The organism is Candidatus Tumulicola sp. (genome assembly GCA_035601835.1).
Taxonomy (GTDB): domain Bacteria; phylum Vulcanimicrobiota; class Vulcanimicrobiia; order Eremiobacterales; family Eremiobacteraceae; genus DATNNM01.
Map to the genome: position 1 here is coordinate 221337 of DATNNM010000018.1, position 23174 is coordinate 244510.

Annotated in this window: 20 protein-coding genes; 7 read left to right on the plus strand and 13 right to left on the minus strand. The window is 64.9% G+C overall.

Going from position 1 to position 23174, the window contains the following annotated elements; all coding sequences use genetic code 11:
• Positions 1-52: 52 nt before the first annotated feature.
• The 9 genes from VN934_12620 to VN934_12660 form a co-directional block, all read right to left on the minus strand.
• Complete coding sequence (locus VN934_12620) at positions 53-292, minus strand: hypothetical protein (GenBank protein ID HXM19632.1); 240 nt, start codon at positions 290-292, stop codon at positions 53-55.
• Between the two features lie 461 nt (positions 293-753).
• Positions 754-1356: a hypothetical protein gene (locus tag VN934_12625; protein ID HXM19633.1), complete on the minus strand. Its 603-nt coding sequence runs from the start codon at positions 1354-1356 to the stop codon at positions 754-756.
• 33 nt (positions 1357-1389) lie between these two features.
• Positions 1390-2178 carry an SDR family oxidoreductase gene (locus tag VN934_12630; protein HXM19634.1) on the minus strand — a complete coding sequence of 263 codons (789 nt, stop codon included), beginning with the start codon at positions 2176-2178 and terminating at the stop codon, positions 1390-1392.
• The gene (fabG, locus tag VN934_12635; GenBank protein HXM19635.1) at positions 2175-2903 is read right to left on the minus strand and encodes a 3-oxoacyl-ACP reductase FabG; all 729 of its coding nucleotides are present in this window, start codon (positions 2901-2903) and stop codon (positions 2175-2177) included. The genes VN934_12630 and fabG overlap by 4 nt, the downstream gene beginning before the upstream one ends.
• Positions 2900-3856, minus strand: coding sequence for a branched-chain amino acid ABC transporter permease (locus VN934_12640; GenBank protein ID HXM19636.1), 957 nt, complete (start codon positions 3854-3856; stop codon positions 2900-2902). The genes fabG and VN934_12640 overlap by 4 nt, the downstream gene beginning before the upstream one ends.
• Entirely contained in the window at positions 3853-4734 is an 882-nt protein-coding gene (locus VN934_12645) for a branched-chain amino acid ABC transporter permease (GenBank protein ID HXM19637.1), read from the minus strand. The genes VN934_12640 and VN934_12645 overlap by 4 nt, the downstream gene beginning before the upstream one ends.
• Before the next feature lie 3 nt (positions 4735-4737).
• Complete coding sequence (locus tag VN934_12650; GenBank protein HXM19638.1) at positions 4738-5955, minus strand: ABC transporter substrate-binding protein; 1218 nt, start codon at positions 5953-5955, stop codon at positions 4738-4740.
• Between the two features lie 2 nt (positions 5956-5957).
• Positions 5958-6650: an ABC transporter ATP-binding protein gene (locus VN934_12655; GenBank protein HXM19639.1), complete on the minus strand. Its 693-nt coding sequence runs from the start codon at positions 6648-6650 to the stop codon at positions 5958-5960.
• Complete coding sequence (locus VN934_12660; protein HXM19640.1) at positions 6643-7404, minus strand: ABC transporter ATP-binding protein; 762 nt, start codon at positions 7402-7404, stop codon at positions 6643-6645. Before VN934_12660 ends, VN934_12655 begins: the two co-directional genes overlap by 8 nt.
• A 96-nt stretch (positions 7405-7500) precedes the next feature.
• On the opposite strand from VN934_12660, the gene VN934_12665 reads away from it, so the two are divergent.
• Genes VN934_12665 through VN934_12680 form a run of 4 tightly spaced genes read left to right on the plus strand, consistent with a single transcriptional unit; the run spans position 7501 to position 11337 of the window.
• The gene (locus VN934_12665; protein ID HXM19641.1) at positions 7501-8430 is read left to right on the plus strand and encodes a hypothetical protein; all 930 of its coding nucleotides are present in this window, start codon (positions 7501-7503) and stop codon (positions 8428-8430) included.
• 5 nt (positions 8431-8435) lie between these two features.
• Entirely contained in the window at positions 8436-10163 is a 1728-nt protein-coding gene (thrS, locus tag VN934_12670) for a threonine--tRNA ligase (protein ID HXM19642.1), read from the plus strand.
• Between the two features lie 3 nt (positions 10164-10166).
• Positions 10167-11183 (plus strand): tRNA (adenosine(37)-N6)-threonylcarbamoyltransferase complex transferase subunit TsaD, encoded by a 1017-nt coding sequence (gene tsaD, locus VN934_12675; protein HXM19643.1) that lies wholly within the window; start codon positions 10167-10169, stop codon positions 11181-11183.
• The gene (locus VN934_12680) at positions 11173-11337 is read left to right on the plus strand and encodes a hypothetical protein (protein HXM19644.1); all 165 of its coding nucleotides are present in this window, start codon (positions 11173-11175) and stop codon (positions 11335-11337) included. Before tsaD ends, VN934_12680 begins: the two co-directional genes overlap by 11 nt.
• Here VN934_12680 and pyk read toward each other — a convergent pair whose 3' ends face one another.
• The 3 genes from pyk to purM are packed head-to-tail and all read right to left on the minus strand — an operon-like array spanning position 11338 to position 14488.
• On the minus strand, positions 11338-12759 hold the full coding sequence (gene pyk / locus VN934_12685; GenBank protein ID HXM19645.1) for a pyruvate kinase: 1422 nt from the start codon (positions 12757-12759) through the stop codon (positions 11338-11340).
• The gene (locus tag VN934_12690; protein ID HXM19646.1) at positions 12756-13436 is read right to left on the minus strand and encodes a formyltransferase family protein; all 681 of its coding nucleotides are present in this window, start codon (positions 13434-13436) and stop codon (positions 12756-12758) included. Before VN934_12690 ends, pyk begins: the two co-directional genes overlap by 4 nt.
• On the minus strand, positions 13433-14488 hold the full coding sequence (purM, locus tag VN934_12695) for a phosphoribosylformylglycinamidine cyclo-ligase (protein ID HXM19647.1): 1056 nt from the start codon (positions 14486-14488) through the stop codon (positions 13433-13435). The genes VN934_12690 and purM overlap by 4 nt, the downstream gene beginning before the upstream one ends.
• A gap of 165 nt (positions 14489-14653) precedes the next feature.
• On the opposite strand from purM, the gene VN934_12700 reads away from it, so the two are divergent.
• Entirely contained in the window at positions 14654-16276 is a 1623-nt protein-coding gene (locus VN934_12700) for a leucyl aminopeptidase (GenBank protein ID HXM19648.1), read from the plus strand.
• Positions 16277-16361: 85 nt separating this feature from the next.
• A complete protein-coding gene (locus tag VN934_12705) occupies positions 16362-19664 on the plus strand; it encodes a TonB-dependent receptor (protein ID HXM19649.1) in 3303 nt (1100 codons plus the stop codon).
• 28 nt (positions 19665-19692) lie between these two features.
• Here the strand turns inward: VN934_12705 and VN934_12710 are convergent, their stop codons facing one another.
• Positions 19693-22440: a LuxR C-terminal-related transcriptional regulator gene (locus VN934_12710; GenBank protein ID HXM19650.1), complete on the minus strand. Its 2748-nt coding sequence runs from the start codon at positions 22438-22440 to the stop codon at positions 19693-19695.
• Between the two features lie 60 nt (positions 22441-22500).
• Between VN934_12710 and VN934_12715 the strand changes: the two genes are divergently transcribed.
• Positions 22501-22659 (plus strand): hypothetical protein, encoded by a 159-nt coding sequence (locus VN934_12715; GenBank protein HXM19651.1) that lies wholly within the window; start codon positions 22501-22503, stop codon positions 22657-22659.
• Positions 22660-23174 lie beyond the last annotated feature (515 nt).

Genomic DNA, 23174 nt, shown 5'->3' on the forward strand with positions numbered 1-23174 from the left:
TAGTCTACCCTTTTAACCTGGGAAGCTCCTGGACTTCCCTCTGCTCCGCCGGTCAGGGGTGAGGCGACGCGTGTGTCCGGTTCAGCGCGCCGCGCGCGATGAGTTCCGACGCATTCAGCGCGAGCTGTGACGATGCCAACCCGCCGACTTTCACTTTGTACAAGACGTTGTTTTGGAGGACGGTGAGCAAGCCGTTCGCCCAGCCGGCTTTTTCGCCCAATCCGGTGATCGTCTGCACTTGTCCGGCGGTGGACATCGCCTGATCGAAAAGCTGCGAGCCTGGGAGATTCACGCCGAGGCTACTGGTGACCGAGTGCGCCAACCACAGGCAGTTGATCCCCTTGCAAACGGGCTTCGATTGCCCATTTGCAGAGCGAACATCACTTGCGGAGGCACCGCTCCTTGCACGCGCGAGGTCGCGGCCCACACACATTCATCGGCGGTCGGCCGGTGCGGATGGGCCAGGTTGTGGACCGTTGTATGGAGCGCGCTGGCGACATCGGGCGCGGCAAGCAATGCGCACGGATCGACGCCGCCCGGTCTGGGGGTCGCGTCCGGCGACAGCGTCGCAGTATCCGCCCATGCTAGTACCGGCAATGAAACAATCGCAGCTCCGGCGAGCGCCGCCAATGTGCGAAGCATTATCAAACTCCCGCGACGAGACTCCGGCCTAGTAGGGATTCCATCAGGTGCTTGAGGCCGGCGCCTCGTCCATGACCATCTTAGCACTGCCCCGTCTTGCCCACGTCCGGCCTAGCGCCGGCGCATGCCCAGCAGCCCGGCGGCCTTCGAGCGCGCGTCGACGCGGACGAGCCGCCTGGCCATCCGGGGCGTGATCAACTGCTCGTGCGAGACATCGAGCAGGTGTTCCGGGATGAACCACACCGGCTTCTCGGTCGTCATCCAGGCCAGCGGATCGAAGCGCTTGAGGTTCACCGGCCGCGAAAACGTGCGCAGCGTGCGCTCGCCGCGCAGATTGAAATAGTCCTCGAAATAGGTCATGGCCAGCTCGCGCAACGTTCGGTAGACCGGCTCGCGGTAGCGGCAGCCCGAATAGTTCGACTTCGCAAGCGCGCCCCAGTGGCCGTCGATCTGGTAGACCGCGATGACGTGGTCCGTATCGTGCTCCGCTTCGAGATCCACGATCAGCGGAGGAAAGCCGATGACGCGGAGCGCCGCAGCCGCGAAGATCGCGCCTTCGAGGCAGTGCGCGGTGAGTTCGTGGAGGACGCGGCGCGGCGACCAGGCTGTGTCCGCGAGGTGGTACGGCATGGCATCCATGAGCTTCTGAATGCCCGCGGGCGTGCGCAGCGAGCGCAGCTTCCTCAATTCACCCGCATTGAAATTGACGATCACGGACCTAAAGGTCCGTGGCTACGGTTATCACGATCATATGGCGAGCCAGCCCCCGTCCACGGCGAGGATGTGCCCCGTCACATAGCTCGACGCGTCGCTTGCCAGAAACAGCAGCGGGCCGTCCAGTTCGTGCGCCAATCCGGGGCGCCCTATCGGCGTCATCTGCGAGATGCGCTTGACCATCTTCTCGTTCGAAAATATTTCTTCTGTGAGTTCGCTTTCGAAATATCCAGGCGCAAGGGCGTTGACCCGAACGCCGCGCCCGGCCCACTCGCTGCCGAGCTGGCGCGTGAGGTTCGCCAGACCGGCTTTGCTTGCGGTGTAGCCGGGCAACGACCTTAAACCTCCGCCGACCACGCCGAGCACCGACACGATGTTGATGATGCTTCCCTTGCCGCGCTCGAGCATATGCCGTCCGACTCGCTGCGACACCAAGAAATGCGCCGTCAGATTCAATGCGATGACCTCGCGAAACGCCTCGATCGGTTCGTCTTCAGACCTGTACGGATCAGCCGTGCCGGCGTTGTTCACGAGCACGTCGATACGGTCGCCGTGTTGCAACGCGGTGGTCACGAGCCGCTCGACGTCCGAGTCTTTGGTGATGTCGCATTCCACCGGCAGCGAACCGGGCAGCGCTTGGGAAAGCTCGCGCAGGCGATCCATTCGGCGCGCGGCGAGCACGACGCGAGCGCCCGCTGCGGTGAGCACGCGCGCGAAGCGCGCGCCGAGGCCGCTGGACGCCCCCGTGACGAGCGCCACGCGACCATCGAGCCGGAAGAGCGAAGCTGCGTCGACCGCCTGCGACTCACGAGGTGCGCTCATATGCGCACGCCTCCGTCGACGCGGATCATCTCTCCCGTGACGTACGCCGCTTCATCCGAGGCGAGGAACGCGACGACCGCTGCGACATCGGCGGGCTGACCGGGCCGGCCGGCCGGGATTTTTAGCACGCTCGCGCTGCGGATGGCTTCGGGAATGCCGCGCGTCATCGCGGTGTCGATGAAGCCCGGGCAAACGGCGTTAGCAGTGACGCCGTACTTCGCCAACTCGAGCGCCGCGCTGCGCGTGAGCCCGATGACGCCGGCTTTGGTCGCCGCGTAGTTCGCCTGACCGATGCCGCCCATCCAGTTGACGCTGCTCATATTGATGATGCGGCCTTTGCCGGCTTCGCGCATCACCCGCGCGGCGGCGCGCGTCATGTAGAACACGCCGCAAAGATTTACCGCCAAGACCTCCTGCCACTGCTCGTCCGTCATCTTGTGAAGCATGGCGTCGCGGTTGATGCCGGCGTTGTTGACGGCGATGTCGAGCCGGCCGCATCGCGCGATGACTTCGCCGACGCAGGCGTCGCAGCGCGCCGCGACCCGGACGTCCACTTCTTGGGCGAAGGCGCCGCCGCCGCACGCAGCCGCCGTTCGTGCGGCCGCTTCCTTATCGACGTCCGCGCAAGCCACGCTCGCGCCTTCGGCCGCAAGCCTGCGCGCGATCGCTTCGCCGATGCCGCGCCCGGCGCCGGTGACGATGGCGACCTTGCCGGCCAAGCTCATGCAGCCGGCTTCTTGCGCGTGAACAGATGGATCAGTTCGCCGACGATGCCGCGCCGGAACAGGCTGACGACGACGATGAAGAGCGCTCCCATGACGAAGCCGGGCGAATTGGTAAGCGTGGACAAGCGGTCGTTGATGAGCAGATATAGCGCAGCGCCGAACATCGGCCCGAAGATCGTGCCCATGCCGCCGAGCACCGTCATGATGACCACCTGGCCTGACGTCTGCCATTGCACGGTGTCCAGCGACGTGAAGCCGTGCGCGATGACGTACAGGCTGCCGGCCAGACCCGACAGCGCGGCCGAAAGCACGAACGCACCGAATTTGTAGAGATTCGACGCGTAGCCCAAGCTTATCGCGCGCGGTTCGTTTTCACGGATCGCAGTGAGCACTTGGCCGAATGGAGAGTGCACTACGCGCAGCGCAAATGCGACGCCCAGCACGGCGAAGGCCAACGCTATGTAATAGAAGGCGCGGTCGTCGTTGACGGGCAAGCCGAACAGCCAAGGCCGCGGCACGCCCTGCAATCCGTTCTCCGCGCCCGTGAAATCCTTGAACTGGTTCGCGAAGAAGAACACGAGCTGCGCGAAGGCCAGCGTGATCATCGCGAAGTAGATGCCCTGCCGGCGGATCGACACGGCTCCCACGATTGCGGCGATGATCACGGCCGCCAGGATCCCGCCCAGGACCGCAGGCACGAACGACCAGTGCGCGCGCACGATAAGGATGCCGCACAGGTAGCTCGAGGCGCCCCAAAACATCGCGTGGCCGAACGAGAGCAGCCCGGCATAGCCGAGCAGCAGATCCAGCGCGACGGCGAAGAGCGCCCAGATGACGATGTCGGCCGCCAGCCGCGGGAAGACGAGCCATGGCAGCGCCAGGCCCAGGGCGAGCCAGACGACCGCCAGCCATATGCCGATGCCGCCGCTCATGCGGAGCGTCCGCGCAATCATATGCTGCGCCGCTCCAAGACGCCGAACAGACCCGCGGGCCGCACGAGCAGCACGAGCGCCATGAGGATGAAGACGCCGGTATTGGCCACCGGCGGATACACCATTGCGCCGATCGCCGCCACGAGTCCGACGATGAAACCGGTGATGATCGAGCCGCCGATCGAGCCCATCCCGCCGATGACCACCACCGCAAACGTGGTGATGATGATGTCGGATCCCATCGCGGGCGTGACGCTCGTGGTCGGCGCCGCCAGCACGCCGGCGAGCGCCGCGAGGGCGACGCCGAAGCCGAACGTCAGCGTCGCAAGGCGCGAGGTGTTGATGCCGAAGGCCTGCACGAGCGGCGGGTTCTCGGTCGCGGCGCGGATCTTCGCGCCGAGCGGCGTGCGCTCGATGGCAAGCCACACGGCCAGACACACGAGTGCGGAGAACACGATGATGAAGAGCCGGTACGTCGGGTAGAACGTGACGCCCAGATTGACCGCACCCTGCAGTTGCGACGGCACCGAGTACGGCGTGCCCTGCATGCCGAAGAACTGTTTCATGCCTTCTTCGATGACCAGCGTGAGTCCGAAGGTGAGCAGCAAGTTGTACAGCGGGTCGAGGCTGGTCAGTCGCCGGATAAGGGTACGCTCGAAGGCCATGCCGAGCAATCCCACGGCGAGCGGCGCGATGATCAGCGCTCCCCAGAACGGCAGGTGGAGGTATTGCGCGGCCATATAGGCGCCGAACGCGCCGAGCATGTACATCGCGCCGTGCGCGAAGTTCACGATGCGCATCATCCCGAAGATGATGGCAAGGCCCAGGCTGAGCAGCGCGTAAAACGCGCCGCTCACCAGGCCGTTGAAGAGTTGGAGCGCGAGGAGGCTTAGATCCACACGCTACATCTTACATGTCACCTGCGATAGCGGACGATACGCCTGCTCGCCGGGCACCGTCTTCACGATCTTGAAGAAATCCCATGGAATGGTGACGGCGGATGCAGGTTTGACGTCCGCTACGTACATGTCGTGGATCAACAGGTGGTCCTGAGCGCGGATGTAGGCGTGGCGCGCGAACAGGTCCTCGAAGTGGTAGCCTTCCAGCGCCTTGACCACCGCATTCGCGTCGATAGACTTCGCGCGGTTGACCGCGTCGAGGTACTGATACGCGGCGGAATAGTCGGCGATCTGGATCCACGTCGGCCGCTTGCCGGTCTTCGCCTTATAGCGGTCGGCAAACGCGCGCGTCTTGTCGTCGAGATTCCAGTAGGACCCGATCGTGATCGTGGCGCCGTTCCAATAGTCCGGGCCGAGCGAAGAGACGTCGCTGTCGAACAGCAGGCCGACGCCCACCTTGATGCCGCGCTTTTGCAGGCCGAACTCGTTGATCTGCTTCATCGAGTTGATCGTGTCACCGCCCGCGTTCATCAGGCCGATGACGTCGGGCCGCATCGCTTGCGCCTGCAAGAGGTAGGTCGAGAAATCGGTGTTGCCGAGCGGCACGTAGTCGTTGTGGATGACCGAGCCGCCTGCCTGTTGGACCGCGGCCGTGAAATTTCGCAGCATCGATTCGCCGAACGCGTAATTCGCGGTGATCATGTACCAGCGCTTGCCGCCGGCTTCCGTCACGCGTTTGCCGGTGTTCTGCGCGAGCGCATACGTGTCATAACCGTAGTGGAACGTATACTTGTTGCACTTGCTCATGGTGAGATCGTCGGTGGCGCCGCCGACCACGATCACGAGCTTGTGATCTGCCGCACCGACCGCCGAAACGGCCAGCGACACGGACGATGTCGGCAGTCCGATGATCACCGAAGCGCCTAGCGACTCGAACAATTCGTGCGCCTTGGTGCTGGCCAGCGCGGGATCGTTTTGGTGATCGACGGACAGCACTTTGATCGACTTGCCGAGCACGGCGCCGCCGTAATCCTGCACGGCCATCCGGACCGCCGACACGCCGCCCTGACCGTCGAGATCCGCATAGACCTTCGACTGATCGTTCATGACGGCGATCTTGATCGTGTCGTCGGCGGACGCTTGAGTCGCCGGGTACGACGACGCGAAAAGCAGTACTCCCGCGCCCAGCGCGAGCATTATGAAGCGCGATAGTCTTTGCATGCCTATACTCCCAGATGTTCGAGCAGTTCGTGCTCTCTATGGATGACTTCAGCGTTGTCGAGAGCTTCGACAACCCTGCCGTGGACCATCAGATAATGCCGGTCGGAAACCTTCGTCGCGAAGCGGACGTTTTGCTCTACCAGGAGCACCGTCAGCCCGGTCTTTTTCATTTCGAGGATCAGGTCGCGGATGGTCGCCACGAGGGAGGGAGCCAGGCCCTCCGTCGGCTCGTCCAGCAGCAGCAGCTTGGCGCCCGTGCGCAGCGCCCGGGCGATGGCCAGCATCTGCTGCTCGCCTCCTGACAGCGTGGTGCCGACGGCACGTTCGCGCTGATGCAGGATCGGGAAGAGCGCGAAGATGCGTTCGAGCGTCCATTGGGTAGCGCCGACCACCGGCGGCAACAACAGGTTCTCTTTGACGGAGAGACTCGAAAAGATGCCGCGCTCTTCAGGCACGTAGGCCATGCCGAGCCGGGCGATTCGATCGGAGGGCAGATCTTGGATCTCGCGGCCCTCGAACTCGATCGTGCCCGTCTTCTTGCGCAGCATGCCCACGATGGACTTGAGCGTCGTCGTCTTGCCGGCGCCGTTGCGGCCGACCAGGGTCACGACCTCGCCGCGCTTCACATTCAGGCTGACGCCGTGAAGCACATGACTCTCAGCATACCACGCGTGGAGATCGCGCACCTCAAGCATCGATGCCGCCCAGATAGGCGTCGATCACGCGCTGGTCGTTGCGCACGGTTTGATACGGGCCTTCCGCGATGACCCGCCCGAATTGCAGGACGACGATGTGATCGGAGAGCTGCTCGACCACGTTCATGTTGTGCTCGACCAGCACGATGGTGCGCCCGCGCGCGGTTTCGCGCACGAGTTCCACTACCGAGTCGACGTCCTCGCCGCCCAGCCCGGAGGTGGGCTCATCGAGCAGGAGCAGCACCGGGTCGAGCGCCACGGCGATCGCAAGCTCGAGCGCACGTTTCTTGCCGTACGGCAGCAGCGCGGCCAAGCCTCGGGCGTCCGACGCCAAGCGGACCCGCTCCAAAATGGCCAACGCCGGCGCTTCAAGCGCGGCCGACGCGCTTCCCGGTACCCAAAAGCGCGGCGCGAGCGATGTCTTGGACAGCAGCGCCACTTGGACGTTGTCGATCACGCTCAAGTGCGGGAAGATGCTCGTGATCTGGAAACTGCGCACGATCCCCATGCGCGCGATGTCCGCAGCTCCAAGCCGGGTGATGTCGCGTCCGTTGAATTCGATGCTGCCCGCGGAAGGGCGGAGAAAACCGCTAAGCAGGTTGAACAGCGTCGTCTTGCCGGCGCCGTTCGGGCCGATGATCGCGTGAGTGCGCCCCTCGCTGACCTTGATCGACACGTCGTCGAGCGCGCGAAAGCCTGCGAACGTCATCGACAGTCCGCGGGTGCATAGCAACGGCGACGCTGCGTCTGCCATGGGCCCCCAAGTTAGCGATTGCTCAAGGGGCGCCCTCCGGCCCTAGGGCGCCGGTCCGCGCCGGACGAACCCTCGCGTCAGGAAAGGAAACGATTCATGCGGTCTCACGTCATGGCGCGATTGATGCTTGGGTTGGTCGCCTTTGTCGGCCTTGCCGCCGTCGCGTGCAACACGACGACTTCGGCCCCGGTTTTTTTCGGGCCGCAGCACCTATATGTGACCGACGAAGGCTCCCCGAGCAAGATCTTCGTCTACACGTTGCCGGTTTCGGCCACGAGCACCCCCGCCGTCACCGTGCTGACGACCGGGAACCTCGCGCAGAACCCGTGTTTTGACGGAGCGGGGCACATCTACGTCCCTCTGGGAGTTGCCGCCGACCTGCCAGTGTTCAACCTGCCGCTGACCACGGGGTCGATCCAAGCGTTCACGCTTCCGGTGACCAACGCGGAGGACTGTCATTTCGACGCGGCCGGAAACATGTATGTCGCCTTCGGGGTTGCCAGCATCGGCGTTTTCCAAGCACCTGTGCAGTCCAGCTCGACTGGGGGCACGCCCATCACCGACCAAGTCAGCGGGCCATTCGGCGTGTGGACGGATGCGGCCGGAGACGTCTTCGTCGCTGACGAGACGTACGTCACCGAATACTCCTCGCTTGGCTCCGCCAACGCGCTGCTCGCTAAGTTCGGCACGATCCAAGGGGGCTCGAACTTCGGCGCGGCGATCGGGCCGACGGGAAGCCTGTACGTCCCCAACGGCACTGCCCGCAATCAGATCGACGTGTACGACCCGCCGTTCACGAATTCGAGCGCGAAGAACGCTTCCAAGACCATCACGGTGCAGGCGTTGACGAGCTCCAACTACCTGACATGGGTGTCGTTCGACCGCGCGGGCGATCTTTACGTCGGCGCAAGCGACAACACCCTGACCGCCAATCACGTCTTCGTGTTCCCGCCGCCGTACACCACGGTGGGCGTCGACTTGAACACGGGCACGCTGAAAGTGCGCGGCGTGGCGATAGGCCCCTGACTCATATGACAGATGAGAAATTGGAGCGCCTCCGGCACACGGCGGCGCATCTGCTCGCACACGCGGTCGTCGACACGTTCGGGAGCGAGGTCAAGCTCGCGATCGGTCCAGCGATCGAGAACGGGTTCTATTACGATTTTCTCAAGGACACGCCGTTTGTGGCGGAAGATCTGCCGGGCCTCGAAGCTCGCATGCGGGAGCTCATCGGACAGAACCTCGAGATGCACGGCAAGCCCATCGGCCGCGCTGAAGCCGAAGCATACTACAAGGAGCGCAAGCAGCCGTTCAAGCTCGACATCCTGGCCGGCATCCCCGCGAGTGAGCCGCTGACGATGTACAAGATCGGCACGTTCACCGACTTGTGCCGCGGCGGCCATGTGGAGCATAGCCGCGATGTCGGCGCCGTCAAACTGCTATCCATCGCCGGCGCATATTGGCGCGGCGACGAGAAGAATCCGATGCTGCAGCGCATCTATGGCACCGCATTTCCCACGCAGGCGGAGTTGGACGCCTATCTCCACCAGTTAGAGGAAGCAGAAAAACGCGATCATCGCCGTTTGGGACGCGAACTCGATCTGTTCTCCATCGAGGAGGAGGCGGGTCCGGGCCTGATCTTCTGGCATCCTGCCGGCGGCCGCGTGCGCGCCGTCATGGAAGACTTCATCCGCGGGGAGCTGCGCAAGCGGGGCTACGAGCCGGTGTACACGCCGCACATCTCGCACGAAGATCTGTTCGCGACGAGCGGCCACCTCGAGACGTATTCCGAGAACATGTTCGGGCCGATCGAAGTGGAAAAAGAACGGTATCGCGTCAAGCCGATGAACTGCCCCGGCCACATCCTGATCTACAAGTCGCGGCAGCGCTCGTACCGTGATCTCCCGTTGCGCTTGGCGGAGTTCGGCACGGTCTACCGTTACGAGCGGTCGGGCACGCTGCTCGGTCTCGTGCGCGTCCGCGGCATCACGATGGACGATGCGCATCTCTTCTGCACGCCGGAGCAACTGCAGGCTGAGTTCGAGAACACGGTCAATGCGGCCCTCACCGTGCTCAAAGCGTTTCAATTCACGGACTACAAGATGTATGTCTCCACGCGACCCGAAAAGGCGCTTGGCGATCCGGCGTTATGGGAGCGCGCCACTTCTGCCATCAGGGCGGCCTGCGATCACGCGGGTCTGCACTATCAGATAGACGAAGGCGGCGGCGCGTTTTACGGGCCGAAGCTCGACGTCACCGTGCGCGACGCGATCGGCCGCGAGTGGCAGCTCTCGACCGTGCAAGTCGATTTCAACCTCCCCGAGCGCTTCAAACTGACCTACATCGCCTCTGATGGCACGGAGCAACGTCCGGTGATGATCCACCGCGCTTTGCTCGGCTCGCTCGAGCGCTTCTTCGGCGTCCTCATCGAGCATTTCGCGGGAGCCTTTCCCGTGTGGCTCGCGCCCGTGCAAGCGGTCGTGCTGCCGATATCTGAGGATCAGATCCCGTATGCGCAGAGCGTCGCGGCGAAGCTGAGCGAGGCGGGCTTCCGCGTCGAAGTCGACGGCTCGAACGAGCGGCTGCAAAAAAAGATCCGCAATCAGCAGCTGCGCAAGGTGCCCTACATGCTCGTCACGGGCAAGAGCGAGGTCGCGGCCGGCGAAGTCAACGTGCGCGCGCGCAGCGGCGAACAGGAATCCATGAAGGTGGACTCATTCGTGGCCAGACTCAGCGCCGAGGTCGCGGCCAAGACTTAAAGCATGCGGCTATTGGGGATTGAAACATCGTGCGATGACACCGCGGCGGCGGTCGTCGTGGACGGACGCGTGGTGGAGAGCAGCGTGCTCGCCTCGCAGGACGAATTCCACAGCGAGTATGGCGGCGTGGTGCCGGAGATCGCCAGCAGGCGGCATGCGGAATCGCTTGGCGCGGTGATCGAACTGGCGCTGCGCAAAGCTAAGCGCGGTTTCGGCGACCTTGACGGCGTTGCGGTGACCTGCGGGCCCGGCCTGGCCGGCAGCTTGGTGGTGGGCGTCGCGGCCGCACAGGGCATCGCCTATGCCCGCGGGCTGCCGGCGTACGCGGTCAACCACTTGCACGGCCACCTCTTCGCCAACTACTTGGAAGACCCGGAAGACCCTGCGCGCCGGCCGCCCGACGCGCCGTTTGTGTGCCTCATCGTCTCCGGCGGGCACACCGATTTGATCGCAGTCGACAGACCCGACCGGCACCGGCGCATCGGCCGAACGCTCGATGACGCCGCGGGCGAGGCTTTCGACAAAGTCGCGCGCCTGCTCGGGCTCGGATTCCCCGGCGGTCCGGCGCTGGACGCGCTCGCCGCGAGCGGCGACCCGAAGGCATTCGCGTTCCCGCGCAGCCTTATACACGACGGCACGTTCAACTTCAGCTTCTCAGGCTTGAAGACGGCGGTGCGCTATCATCTCAACGCGCATCCTTTGGACGCCCTCGAACGGCGCGCCGATATCGCGGCCAGCTTTCAAGCGGCGGTCGTGGACGTGCTGTGCGCGAAGACGCTGCATGCCGCCGAAACGCTGGCAGTGGAGACGATCGCCTTGGCGGGCGGCGTATCGGCGAACTCAAGCCTGCGCGCGGAACTGCGCAAGCGGGGCGAGGCGCGCGGCCTGCGGGTGCTGGTACCTGCGCTTCAATACTGCACGGATAATGCCGCGATGATCGCGGCCGCCGCCTTCTATCGCGGCGAGGCTGCGCGGGTCGCACCTGCGGCGCTTCAAGCGGATCCCAATTTTGCTTGGTAAGCGCCCCTCCGGGGAGTACGACCGCGGCGAGCGCAAGGAGTTAGGACGCGAGTTCCGCTCCTGGCTTGTGGGCTGCGGCATCGTGCTGCTGATCGTGCTCTTGACGTATGCCCTGTATGCGGTTTTGCTGATCAGCAGCCACTGGCGCGGCTGATCAAGCTGCGCCGGCGCGGATGATCTTCAAGAAATTGGTGCGGCCACGCACGCCCATCGGCGTGCCCCCGACCACGACGACGGCTTCGCCCGGATCGACCGCTTTGCGTTCGAGCAGCTCTGCTTCCACGGCCGCGAGCAATTCGTCGGTCGTGCGCGCGAAGTCCATGATGCACGTCTGCACGCCGTGGTCGAGCGCCAACCTGCGCGCCACCGCTTCATCCGGCACGAACGCGTAGATAGGCACGCAGGGGCGATCCTTGCTGACGATGCGCGCGGAGAAACCCGAGCGCGTGAACGCGGCGATCGCCCGCACGTCGATGCTCTCGGCGATCGTGCACGCGGCGTGCGAGATCGCATGCGAGTCGTTGCTCACGCGCGGACTGCGCAGCGCGTAGAGCGGCGAGTGGGCTTCGGCTTCGAGCGCGATGCGCACCATCGTGGCGACGGCCTCGACCGGGAACTCGCCGGCGGCCGTCTCCTCGGACAGCATGGTGGCATCCGTGCCGTCCATGATCGCGTTGGCGACGTCGGAGGCTTCTGCGCGCGTCGGCCTCGGCGAGTGCACCATGGACTCGAGCATCTGCGTCGCCGTGATGACCGGTACCAGATGCGCGGCGGCTTGCCGGATGATCAACTTCTGCAGCGTCGGAACTTTTTCGGGAGGCATCTCCACGCCGAGGTCGCCGCGCGCGACCATCACCACGTCCGTCGCCCTGAGGATGGCGTCGAGATGCTCGATCGCTTCAGGCTTTTCGATCTTGGCGACGACCGGAACGTCTCCACCGGCCGCGGCGATCGCTGCCTTCGCATCGGCGACGTCCTGCTCCGAGCGCACGAACGACAGGGCGATGAAATCGACTTGGAGCCGCACGGCATGCGCGAGATCGGCGCGATCCTTATCGGTGAGGCTCGGCGACGAAACGGCCACGCCCGGCAAGTTCATGCCGGCGTGCTCGCGCAGCCAGCCTCCGTGGACGACGTCGCAGACCACGCTCGTGGGGGTCGTCTTTCGGACGCTGAGTTCGATGGAGCCGTCCGACAGCAAGATGCGATCGCCGGGCTTGACGTCTTTCGGGAGGGCGGCATAGGCGGTGGAGACGCGCGCCGAGGTTCCCTGCACGGGTTCGGTCGTGATCTCAAACGTCGAGCCGTTTTGCAGCAAGACCGGCGCGTGATCGACGAGCGGACCCGTTCGGAGCCTGGGGCCTTGGAGATCGGCGAGGACGCCGACGGACCTGCCCGCCCGCGACGATGCTTCGCGTGCCGCGCGCAGCCAGTGCTCGAGATCCTCGACGCTCGCGTGCGACATGTTCACCCGAAAGACATCGACGCCCGCAGCGATGAGTTTGTCTAACATGCCGGGAGCGCGGCACGCCGGGCCGACGGTCGCCACGATCTTGGTGCGCCGGATCTGGGTCACGAGTTTTTCCGAGCTTCGCTCGGAACGCTACATTCAGGATGCTGAGCCAGCCAAGCCTGGACGCCCTCGCGGACCACTTCGCGCTCGACTGCGTGCAAGCGCTCGAGCGCGGCCGCCTCGTCGTCGTGAGCATTCAAGGGGCAGGCCCTGCGCGCGACCACCGGGCCCCGATCCACTGCAGCGGTGATCTGCATCAGCGTGGCTCCGGTCATCGGCAGCTTTGCGGCAAGCGCGTCGCGCAGCGCGTGCGCGCCGCGGAAGACCGGACTGCGCGTGCCGTCGGGCAGCGTCACCGTGTCATCCGATGGATCGTCCGGCAAATACGCGGGGTGCAGGTTCAGCACGCCGTCGAAGCCGGCGTCGAGGAACTCACTTGCAAGCACGTGCATCCAGCCCAAGAGCAGCACCAAGCGGATACCGCGGGCTTTCAAAAGATCTGCGAGCGCTCGCGCATAGCCGGAGCGCGTTTGCGCGCTGCGATCGAATGGCATGAGCTCGACCGCGATGCCGGCGCGGCGCGCGCGCTCTATGGCGAAGGCTTGCGGGTTGTTCGAAACCACAAGCCGCAGCTCGAGCGGCACGATGCCTGCCCGCACATCCTCGATGACGCTTTGCAGGTTCGTGCCGTTTCCCGAGACCAAAACCGCGGTAGGAACCGCTTCGCGGACCGGATTCACGCGAGGACCACGCTTGGCCCGCCGGCATGGCGTGGTTCGATCTCGCCTGCGATGAATGCCCGCGCATCCTCAAGATCCGGTATGGGCTTCTCACGCAGCGCGGCGTCGGCGGCGCGTACCGCTTTTTGCGCATCGCCCGCGGAGACGATCATGCAAAAACCGATACCCATGTTGAACGTCCGGTACGCGTCGTCGCGCTCCAGGCGCGCCTCAGCGACGACGAACCGTTCTATCTCTGGAATCGGCCAGCGCGCAGGCACGAAGCGCGCAGCAAGACCTTCGAGAAGCACGCGCGGCACGTTGTCAAGCAGACCGCCGCCGGTGATGTGCGCCATGGCCTTTATGCTCACGCCGACTGCCTGCACCGCACGCACGTGCGGCAAATAGCTCGGGTGCACGGCGAGCAACGCATCGGCGATCGTCCGCGGCTTCTTGCCAAGCGGCGAATCCCAGCGTTCACGCGCGATCGCCCGCCGCACTAGCGAGTAGCCGTTGGTATGAAAACCGTTGGCGGGCAAGCCGACGATCGCGTCGCCGGCGACCACGCGGCTGACGTCGATCATCGCATCGCGCTCGACAGCGCCGACGATCGTGCCCGCAAGGTCGAAATGCGACGGCGTATACACGCCCGGCATCTCGGCGGTCTCGCCGCCTAAGAGCGCTACTCCGTTCTCCGAGCACGCGGCTGCGATGCCGCTGACCACGGCCTCGGCCATGTCCGGGTCGAGCTTGCCCACCGCCAGGTAGTCGAGAAAGAACAACGGCTGCGCGTTCGCGCACAAGATGTCGTTGATGCAATGCTGCACGAGATCGCGGCCCACGCCGTCGAAGCGGCGCAGTTCGGCGGCGACGAGAACTTTTGTGCCGACGCCGTCGGTGCTCGCGACCAGCACCGGGTCGCGGTAGCCGCGAAACTCAAACGCGCCGCCGAATCCGCCGATGCCTTCGAGTATCCTGGGATCCCGATTCCGCTCGAGCAGCGACCGGTAGCGGGTGACGGCTTCATTGCCGGCGTCGATCGAGACTCCAGCCCCCGCGTACGCGTCAGACAATGCCTACGACGATCCTCCGATTCCAGAGCCTCGTTCGGGGAACGGACCTAAAGGTCCGTTGCTACGGACCGAGCGGCCCGTTCTTGCAGGCCCAGAGCCTGCTCCGGACAAAATAAGGCGCCTACCCAAGACCTGCGCTGCCGCCTATAGGGATTCATCTTACTAATGAAGATCCAGGTTTCTCATGAGAAGCCGCAACGTGTTGCGGCTGAAATGCTCGCTCTTCCCATTTTCGCCGACCCGGAGCCCGAAGATGCCGTCGTTTCCGTCGACCGGTCAATGGGCGGCATCATCAGAGAGCTGTACCGCAATGGCGAACTCAAGCGCCGCGAGGACGAGCTCCATGTGATACCCTCGACGAAGCTGCGCGCGAAGCGCGTCGCGCTCATCGGGCTTGGGTCCAAAGCGCATTTTTCGGCTGCTGGGATCCAGCGCTTCGCGGGTCTGGCGGTGCGGGCTGCTTCGCGGCGCGGGCTGACAAGCGTGGCGTGCGTGCTTCCCGAGTCGGTCGCTCTCGACCCCGCCGAAGCCGGCGAGCTTTTCGCCGAAGGCGCCTTGATGGCGACGTTCGATCCCGCGCCCTATCGCAGCAACAACGAGTCGCGCGGTGCGGAGGTCAAGTCGGTGATCCTCATCGCACCGGCGGCCAATGCGCGCAGTCTCAAAGCCGGTATCGCGCGCGGGTTGGCGCTCGGCGAGGCGGTCAACGCGGTGCGCGAGATGGTCAATCTTCCTTCCAACGACATGACGCCCTCGCATCTCGCGGAACGTGCGAAGGCGTTCGGCAAGCAACACGGCCTGAAGGTCACCGTGCTCGATCGCGCTGAGATGAAGCGCATGGGCATGGGTTCTTTTCTGTCGGTGAGCGCCGGCAGCGAGGAGCCGCCGAAGATGATCGCGATCGAGTACCGCGGCGACAAAAGCACCAAGACCACCTTGGGGCTGGTCGGCAAGGGCATCACCTTTGACACCGGCGGCATCTCGCTCAAGCCGGCGCAGGACATGGACGCGATGAAAGGCGACATGGCCGGCGGCGCGACCGTCATCGGCGCGATGGCGGCGATCGGGCAGCTCAAGCCCAAGGTGAACGTCATCGGCATCGTGTGCGCGACCGAGAACATGCCCTCGGGCAAGGCCACCAAGCCGGGCGACATCGTGCGCGCTATGAACGGAAAATCCATCGAGATCATCAACACCGATGCGGAGGGCCGCCTCGTCCTGGCAGACGGGCTGTGTTGGGCGCGCAAACTCGGCGCAACCCACTTGCTGGACATCGCCACGCTCACGGGCGCTGCGGTCGTCGCGTTCGGCCACACCACGACCGGCGTCATGAGCAACGACCGCGCATTGGTCGATCTGTTCCACCAAGCCACTGCGCCGTACGGCGAACGCTATTGGGAGCTGCCCTTGTTCCCGGAGTATGCCGAGCTGATCAAAAGTCCCATTGCCGACATGAAGAACAGCGGCGGGCGCCCTGCGGGCACCATCTTCGGCGCCATGTTCCTCAAAGAGTTCGTCGAGGACGTGCCGTGGGTCCACCTCGACATCGCCGGCACTTCGTGGGCCGAAAAAGACGGCGGGCATATCGTCAAAGGTCCTACCGGCGTCGCGCTGCGACCAATGGTTCGGCTTGCTGAACTCATGGCTACGCGCGCGCCGCACGGCCACGCCGATGAAGCGGCACAACGGCGCTTCCTCGCGACCTCAAGCGCGGAGGCGGCGCATAAAGGCGGCAATGGCAAGTCGAGCGGGCGCGTTCGGGCGCGTCGCTCGCGCGCGCCGCGTTAGCGCGAACTTTAGACTTTTCTGAGAATAACCTGGGATAAGCAGGGCCGAAATTCATAGGAGCCAACAAAGCTCCTTGCCCATGGTTGTGAGACGTTTCTTCGCAGGGGCGATCGGCGCTGCCGCGTTGGCGACGGCTGTGGCGTTCGCCGCGCTGCCCGCAAGCGCCGACGAGACCGGCCAAATCACCATCACCGTGACGGATGCGACGTCAAAAGCGCCGATCAGTTTGGCGCGCGTGCTGCTCGATGGACCGGTCCTCACGAGCGAGTTGTCGGGCCCGGACGGCAAAGTCTCATTCGTGGACGTACCGGTGGGCATCTATCGCGCGCGCGTGGCGAAGTCCGGCTACGATCCGGTCACCTCGGCCCAGTTCGAAGTGCTCGGCGCTCAAATCATCGCGGTCGATATCGCACTGGCCAAGTCGCAGTTGAAGTCGCTCGGCACGGTCACCGTCAGGTCGACGGTCACCATCAGCTCGAGCAGCATCTCCGATTCGAGCGCGACCCGCAAGCTCTCCGACACGCTCGCCGATGCGCTGAACAAATTATCAGGCGTGAGTCTTTCCACCGACCCCAACGGCTCCAGCGACGCGACGGTGACCGTCTCGCTCGAGGGGCACGATCCGACGCAGACGGCGCTGACCCTCGATGGCGTGCCGCTCAATGCTCCGGGAGTGGCCGGCGATTTGCGCCAGATCAACACGGACCTGTTCAGCAGCGCGTCGGTGAACTTCGGCGCGAGCGCAGGCGCGTTGGGCGGCGGCGTGGGCTTTCGTTCGGTAGAGCCGACCCTGACGTGGCAGGGCAAACTCTCGACGTCGGTCGGGTCGTACGGCAAGGCCGCGACCATCTTTTCAGAACAGGGCACGGCCGGCGGGCTGGGCATCGCGTTCACGCACTCGGTCCGCGGCAGCGACAGCCCGCTCGACCAGCAGATGTTCCTCGACACGAGCGGGCTCGATTACACGCATTTGGGAGCCAGCGAGAGCGGCGGCAACCTGCTCAAACTGCGCGCGCGGCTCGGCAGCGCCCAGACTCTCACCGGCACACTTGTCTCTTCCAATAACTATGATGACTTGCTGTGCACCCGCTTCACGGGCCCCGTGCCGTGCGGCTACGGCCCCGGCAACACCAGCTTCCGCCATTTTTCATTCGCCAGTCTTTCGGATACCGCGCTGGCCGGCTTGGTCGGTTTGCAGTTCACGCTGTTCGGCACGCAATCGACCTTCGATCGTGATTTGCTCGACCGCCTCGTGGCCGGCGTGCCGTCCCCGTTCGGCACGCGCACCGTGAACCAGACCCGCGGTGCCAGCATCACAGCCAACTTGCCTTCGCGCGAACGCCACACGTACTCCATACAAGCCACCACGAGCGACACGCACGTCACGGTCACACCGCTCGCGGGCTCGCCGAGCTTTTTCGCAAACGCCAACGGCTTGTCCGATTTCAGCACGCTCACGTTCTCCGACAAGATCAAGTCCAGCCCCAAGCTGACCCTGGGATCGCGCCTCGGCCTGAGCTATTCTTCGCAGACGTCCGCGTCGTTCATCGGCGGCGTGAATGCGGCATGGAATCCGAACGATTTCGACACGCTGTCCGGCACCTTCGATCTGGGCGGATCCGGCGCGTTCCCGTCGCGCGTCCAGACGTTGACCGACCCGGCTTCACTTCGCTTCGACTGCAACGCGGACGCGGGCTACGGCAGCGGCCCTGGAGACGAACCCGGCGCGCAGAGTTCGGTGTCCGCGCGCATGAGCTGGCAGCATAAGATGCGCGCCGGCCAAGTGACCGCTACCCTGTACCATCAGCTTCAAAACGACGTGCTGCTCAACACGCTCGTCAACGGCTCGGTCTTGCCGCCGGGATACTTTCCGCCGAATTACATCAACAACGCGCAACTCATCTTCCAATCGCCGGCTGGCTGCGCGACGCCGGCTGGGTTCGGTCCGAACAACCTCTACCTGAACGTGCCGATCGCGGGCACGCGCCGCGTCTACGAAGGCATCCAGCTCACCGGCGGTTTTCGCGCCGGGCAAAGCCTCGTGATCGAGCCCTACTACAACGTGCAGGTCGTCAAGGAACTCTCGAACGACCCCCGGCTGCTTGACCCGTTCTCCATCACCATTCCGGGCGCACAGCTGCCCGGCGTGCCGCTGCACCGCGCGGGCATGACGCTGGACTTCAAACCGCCGCGGTCGTCGATCGAGTGGCTCGCCGATGCGCAGTACGTCTCATCGAACAACTCGCAGAATCTGCCTGGGTATGTGACCACCGACGCCGGCGTGGCCATCCAATTCACGCACGGCACGCTGACCATCGCCGGGACGAACTTGCTCAACAAATTCGGCGGCGTGTTCGCGACGCCGGCCAACGCAGTGCCGCTGCCGACGCTCGGAGGGCCGCCGCTGCCCACCGTGGCGAGACCGCTTGCGCCGCGCCAATACTCGTTCACGTACAGCGTGAAATTCGGCAATCTGCCGGCGGGTCAGAACGCGTCGCTGTTGGCGTCCGTAGGCGCGGCGCCGGGTCCGAACCGCCAGGGCTTCTTCGCCTCGCTTCCTGCCTTGAGCAAAACGCCGCCCGCCGAGCCGTTCGCGCTCGACAAGAAACCGACGTGCACCGGCGACACCGTTCCCACTGCCACAGCGCTGCTCGATCAGATCAAATCGTATGTAGCGGCGGTTGACGCTGCCAAGGGCCCGAGCGGTTATCCGCAGGCGCCGCCTGCCGACGCGCCCGCCATCACGGGCATGAACGTGACGTACCATCGAACCGACGACGCATACGCGCTCATCTTCACGGCGACCAAGTTCCAGACCATTCGCGGCATCATGTCCTGCGCGCAGGTGCACATCGGCAGCGCGGCGGACGCGCAAGCGCAGAATCTCTACGTGCCGCCGGTAAGCGCGTTCAGCCGCTTCCCGCTTGTGTACGCGCCGGCGCAAGGATTCTATCTCGTGCGTCAGCCGCAACAACCCGGCCAGGAGCAGTTCCGCTTGTTCCGCCTGCCAACCGCAATACCGAGCGCTCCATTTGCGTCGATCACCGCACCTGGTTGCACGGCAGAGTTGCGCCAGGCGGCTGAACCCTTGTTGGGCGCGCTGAACGCTTATTTCGCGAACTACGATCCGGCCAAACCGCCCGCGCAGGCGCCGGCCGGCTGGACCGTGACGCCGCACGTGCTCGCGAAGGGCTACTACGCGGAGCTGCAAGTCGAGGACATCTCGCGCCTGCCTGCGGTGCTGTATTGCGGCCACGTCTCGGCCGCGACGAGCGACGAGATCAAGGCGCTTGGATTAGACGGCGCGCGGCCGCCGACGCTGAACTACACGCCTTCGATCGGAATCTATTTGATGCGCTTCAATCCGCAGCAGCGCGGCCAAAACTAATGTAGTGCCGGGGCTTTAGCCCCGGAAATCACGCGGTTTGCGCGGGCTCCAGCGGGCGGCCGGCGGCGACGGCCAACGCGATGTCGATGCGAGAGCGCAGACTGCACTTCGAAAGAATGTTGCCGATGTGGAACTCGACCGTTCGCGGCACGATGTGCAGCAGCTCGGCGATCTCGGCGTTGGTCTTGCCGTTCGCGATGAGCAGCGCGATGGCGTGCTCGCGCTGACTTAAGAGACCCTTGTGCTGCTGCCAACGACCAGGGCGGAAGCGATGCGCGCGGGCGAGCGCTCGGGCGCGGTCGCCTTCGTGTTTGGCTCCCATCAAGTCGAACGCTTCGACCACCTTGCCGAACAGCGCGCGATCCTTGCAGGCGTCGGCGACCGCCAGCTGCAGATACCCGCGCCAGTAGGCCATCTGGCCCTTTTCCGCCACGCCCAGCAAGAGGCTGCGAGCCGTGTCGACGTCACCATCCAAGAGCGCGCGGAAACCGTCCACTTCCTGAAGCAGCGCGGTTGCGACGGAGGACCCGCCGGCGCAGCGTTGGGCGAGCGCCTCGCGTGCGGCTGCCGCTTCGCTGCGACGACCCAAGCCGTAGGCGATGCGGGCGATGCCGGCCTGGGCACGCAATTCGTGGGCCTCTGCGTGAGCCTGCGCCGAGCCGCCGTTGAGCGCGACCTTGTAGAACGCGAGCGCTGACTCCATCCGCCCGAGCAGCTCATCCACGAAGCCTGCGATGTATGCCGCGGCGCGATTCTCGGCAGGGCACAGATCGAGCGCGCGGAGTTGCGTCAGCGTCGCTTCGGCGGCTTCGAAGTCGCCGAGCATCGCCAATAACGCGGTTTGCTGGCCGAGCGCGCGTCCATAGAATGCTCGGTTCGTTTCGCGCACCGAGTTGCCGGCGCTGATGCTCAAGCCCAAGGCCTCGCGCAAACGGCCCTGGTCGGTCATCACGCTGGCCAAGTTGCTCATCAGCAGCGAACGGACCGCATTCGACTTGTTGCCCTGGAAGTCGATGCCGTACCGGCACCAGCGTTCGAACTCGGTGATGTCGCCGGCGAGATCGTTGAGATAGCAAAGAATCGCGCAGCCGCCGGCCACGTCTTGCGCGAGATCGGCCGCCGCGCCGGCTCGAACCGCTTCCTCGACGATGGCGACGCCTTTGGCGGGTTCTCCGAGCCGGGCCACGACGTGGCCGTAAACGCAGTTGAGTCTGACCGCCTCGCGCCGATCGCCCCGCCCGTTCAGCGCGACGATGCCGCGCTCGAGCGCGTCGCGCGCCTGCTCCAGGTCGCCCAAACGCTCGAAGATGGATCCCAAGAGGCGCAAGATGCGCGGCAAGAATTCGGGGGCGACCGTCGGCGCGGCCTCGAGCGCTTCGACGAGCAGCGGTTGCGCGGTCACGTGATCGCGCGTGCTTTCCCAAGCAGCTTCCGCATAGCGCAGTTGGGCCACCACGCGCAAGCGCGGCGGCGCGCCGCCGCTTGCTGCTTCGAATGCCGCCATGGCCGCTTGCGCTTCGACCTTGCGGCCGGTGGCGCGCAGCGCTGCCGCGATGCCGGCGTGGGCTTCGGTCGCGGTGTCGGAAACTGGGTGCGCAAGTTCCAGCGCGCGTTTGAATGCGCCCAGCGCCTCCGAAGGCGCGGCGCGATCGAGGCTTGCCCAACCCAATTGGTTGTATTGGATCGCGGCGGCTTCGTGGCGCCCGGCGCCGGCGAGGTGAGCCGCGCGCTGGCGATCGTCGGTCGTGATCGACGCGAGTTTACTGTGGCGGCGCGCGCGAGCCTTGTCATCCAGCACCGAATAGCACGCTTCGCGCAGCAGCGCGTGGCGGAATTGATAGCTGTCTTCCTGCCGCGTCAGGATGCCGTAATCCACGAGTTCCAAGAGCGCCGCCATGGTCCGGCCTTGCGTGAAGTTGGCAAGGCGGCCCAGAAGCGACGGGGTCAGCGGTTGGCCGTGGGTGGCAAGCCATCCGGCTATGTCAGCGGCGTCAAGAGACAGAGCCCGGAGGCGCTCGTTCAAGGCCCAGCGCAGGTCCGGTGAAACGCCGGCGTCGGATGACCGCCCGTCGGCCAGCAACAGCTCCACGTACAGCGGGTTGCCTGCGGTTCTCTCATCTAGGGCCTGGAGGGCGGTTTCGTCCAGGGGCAGCTTGGGCGCGAGGGCAGCGACCAGGGTGCGCAGGTTCTCCCGGTCCAGGCCCCGGAGGCGGGTCACGCTGGCCAGGTCGCTGCGGGCCAGGGTGGCGGCGAACTCGTCGAAGAGCGCGGTTCCCGGTCTTCCTGCAAGATGCCACAAAATCGGCAGGTCCTGGAGCCTATCGATGCAGTACCGCAGTGTTGTGAGCGTTTCGGCATCGGCCCAGTGGAGATCGTCCACCTGGAGCACGAAGCCCCACTCCCCCGCCGCCTCTTCCAGCGCGCTGCGCAGGTGCCAGAGTCTGTCGGCTTCGCCTGACTCGACCAGCGCTCGCAAGGAGGTCGCTTTCACCCGCCCGCTGCGGTGCATACCGCGGACGAGCGAGATAAGCGTGTCTGCGGCGAGATGCCCTGCACCGAGAACGCACCCAGAATAGAAGACGGACCGCGTGCGGGACAAGAGTGAGCGGCTTTCGGACAGCAACCGGGTCTTTCCGACCCCGGGTTCGCCAAGCAAGAGCATGGCTGGCCTGCTGCTGGAGCATAGCGCTTGCAACACGTCGTTCCGGCCGATTAACGGGCCTGCTGGGACCCGAGCGGCTGCCTTACGACTGTGGATTTCCCTAGTGAGTGCCACGCCCAGTTGCCTTATGCTGTCCTTAGCGGCTAGCGCCGCGTGTCAAATGGAGGTCAGGAAATGGGGGGACGTTTCCTCTATCTCGTCGCTGCGGGAGTGATGGTCGCATGTCTGTCGGGATGCTCCGGCGCGTCATCGATTCCGACGCCGCCTGGTATGATGAGCCCGACTGACAACACGCCCAAGATCCCGTTCGTCGCGGCTAAAGTATCGCGTTAGTGTTGGTTCCGCCAAAAGCGAAGCTCGCAAGGGCGGAACTGTAAAGCGTTCCCTTGCCGGACCGGGGGTCTCTGTGGCCCCCGTGGGACTACCAAGCGCGAGGTCAGTTCGGTGGGGGTTCAGCTTCGGGACCGCGCGCTGTCGCTAAAAGCGCGCGGGGCCCGAGGCATTATCTTTGGGCCCCCTCCAATTCTCGGACGCGCCCTGTCAATTCCTCGTGGATTCCTGCCGGATAATGCCCGGTGAAGCAACCCATGCAAAAATCTTTGCGGTCCCGGGCCGTGGACGCTACCAGCCCCTCCTCGCTGAGGTAGCCTAGCGAGTCCGCCCCTATAACCTTGCGTATTTCCGGGACACCCATATTGGCGGCGATGAGCTCGTCGTACGTGGCAGTATCCACACCGAGGAAACATGGGTGCCGCATGGGAGGGCAGGTGATTCGGACGTGGACCTCCGTGGCGCCGGCCCGGCGCAGCATGGCGACGATCTGGCGGGTCGTCGTGCCGCGCACGATC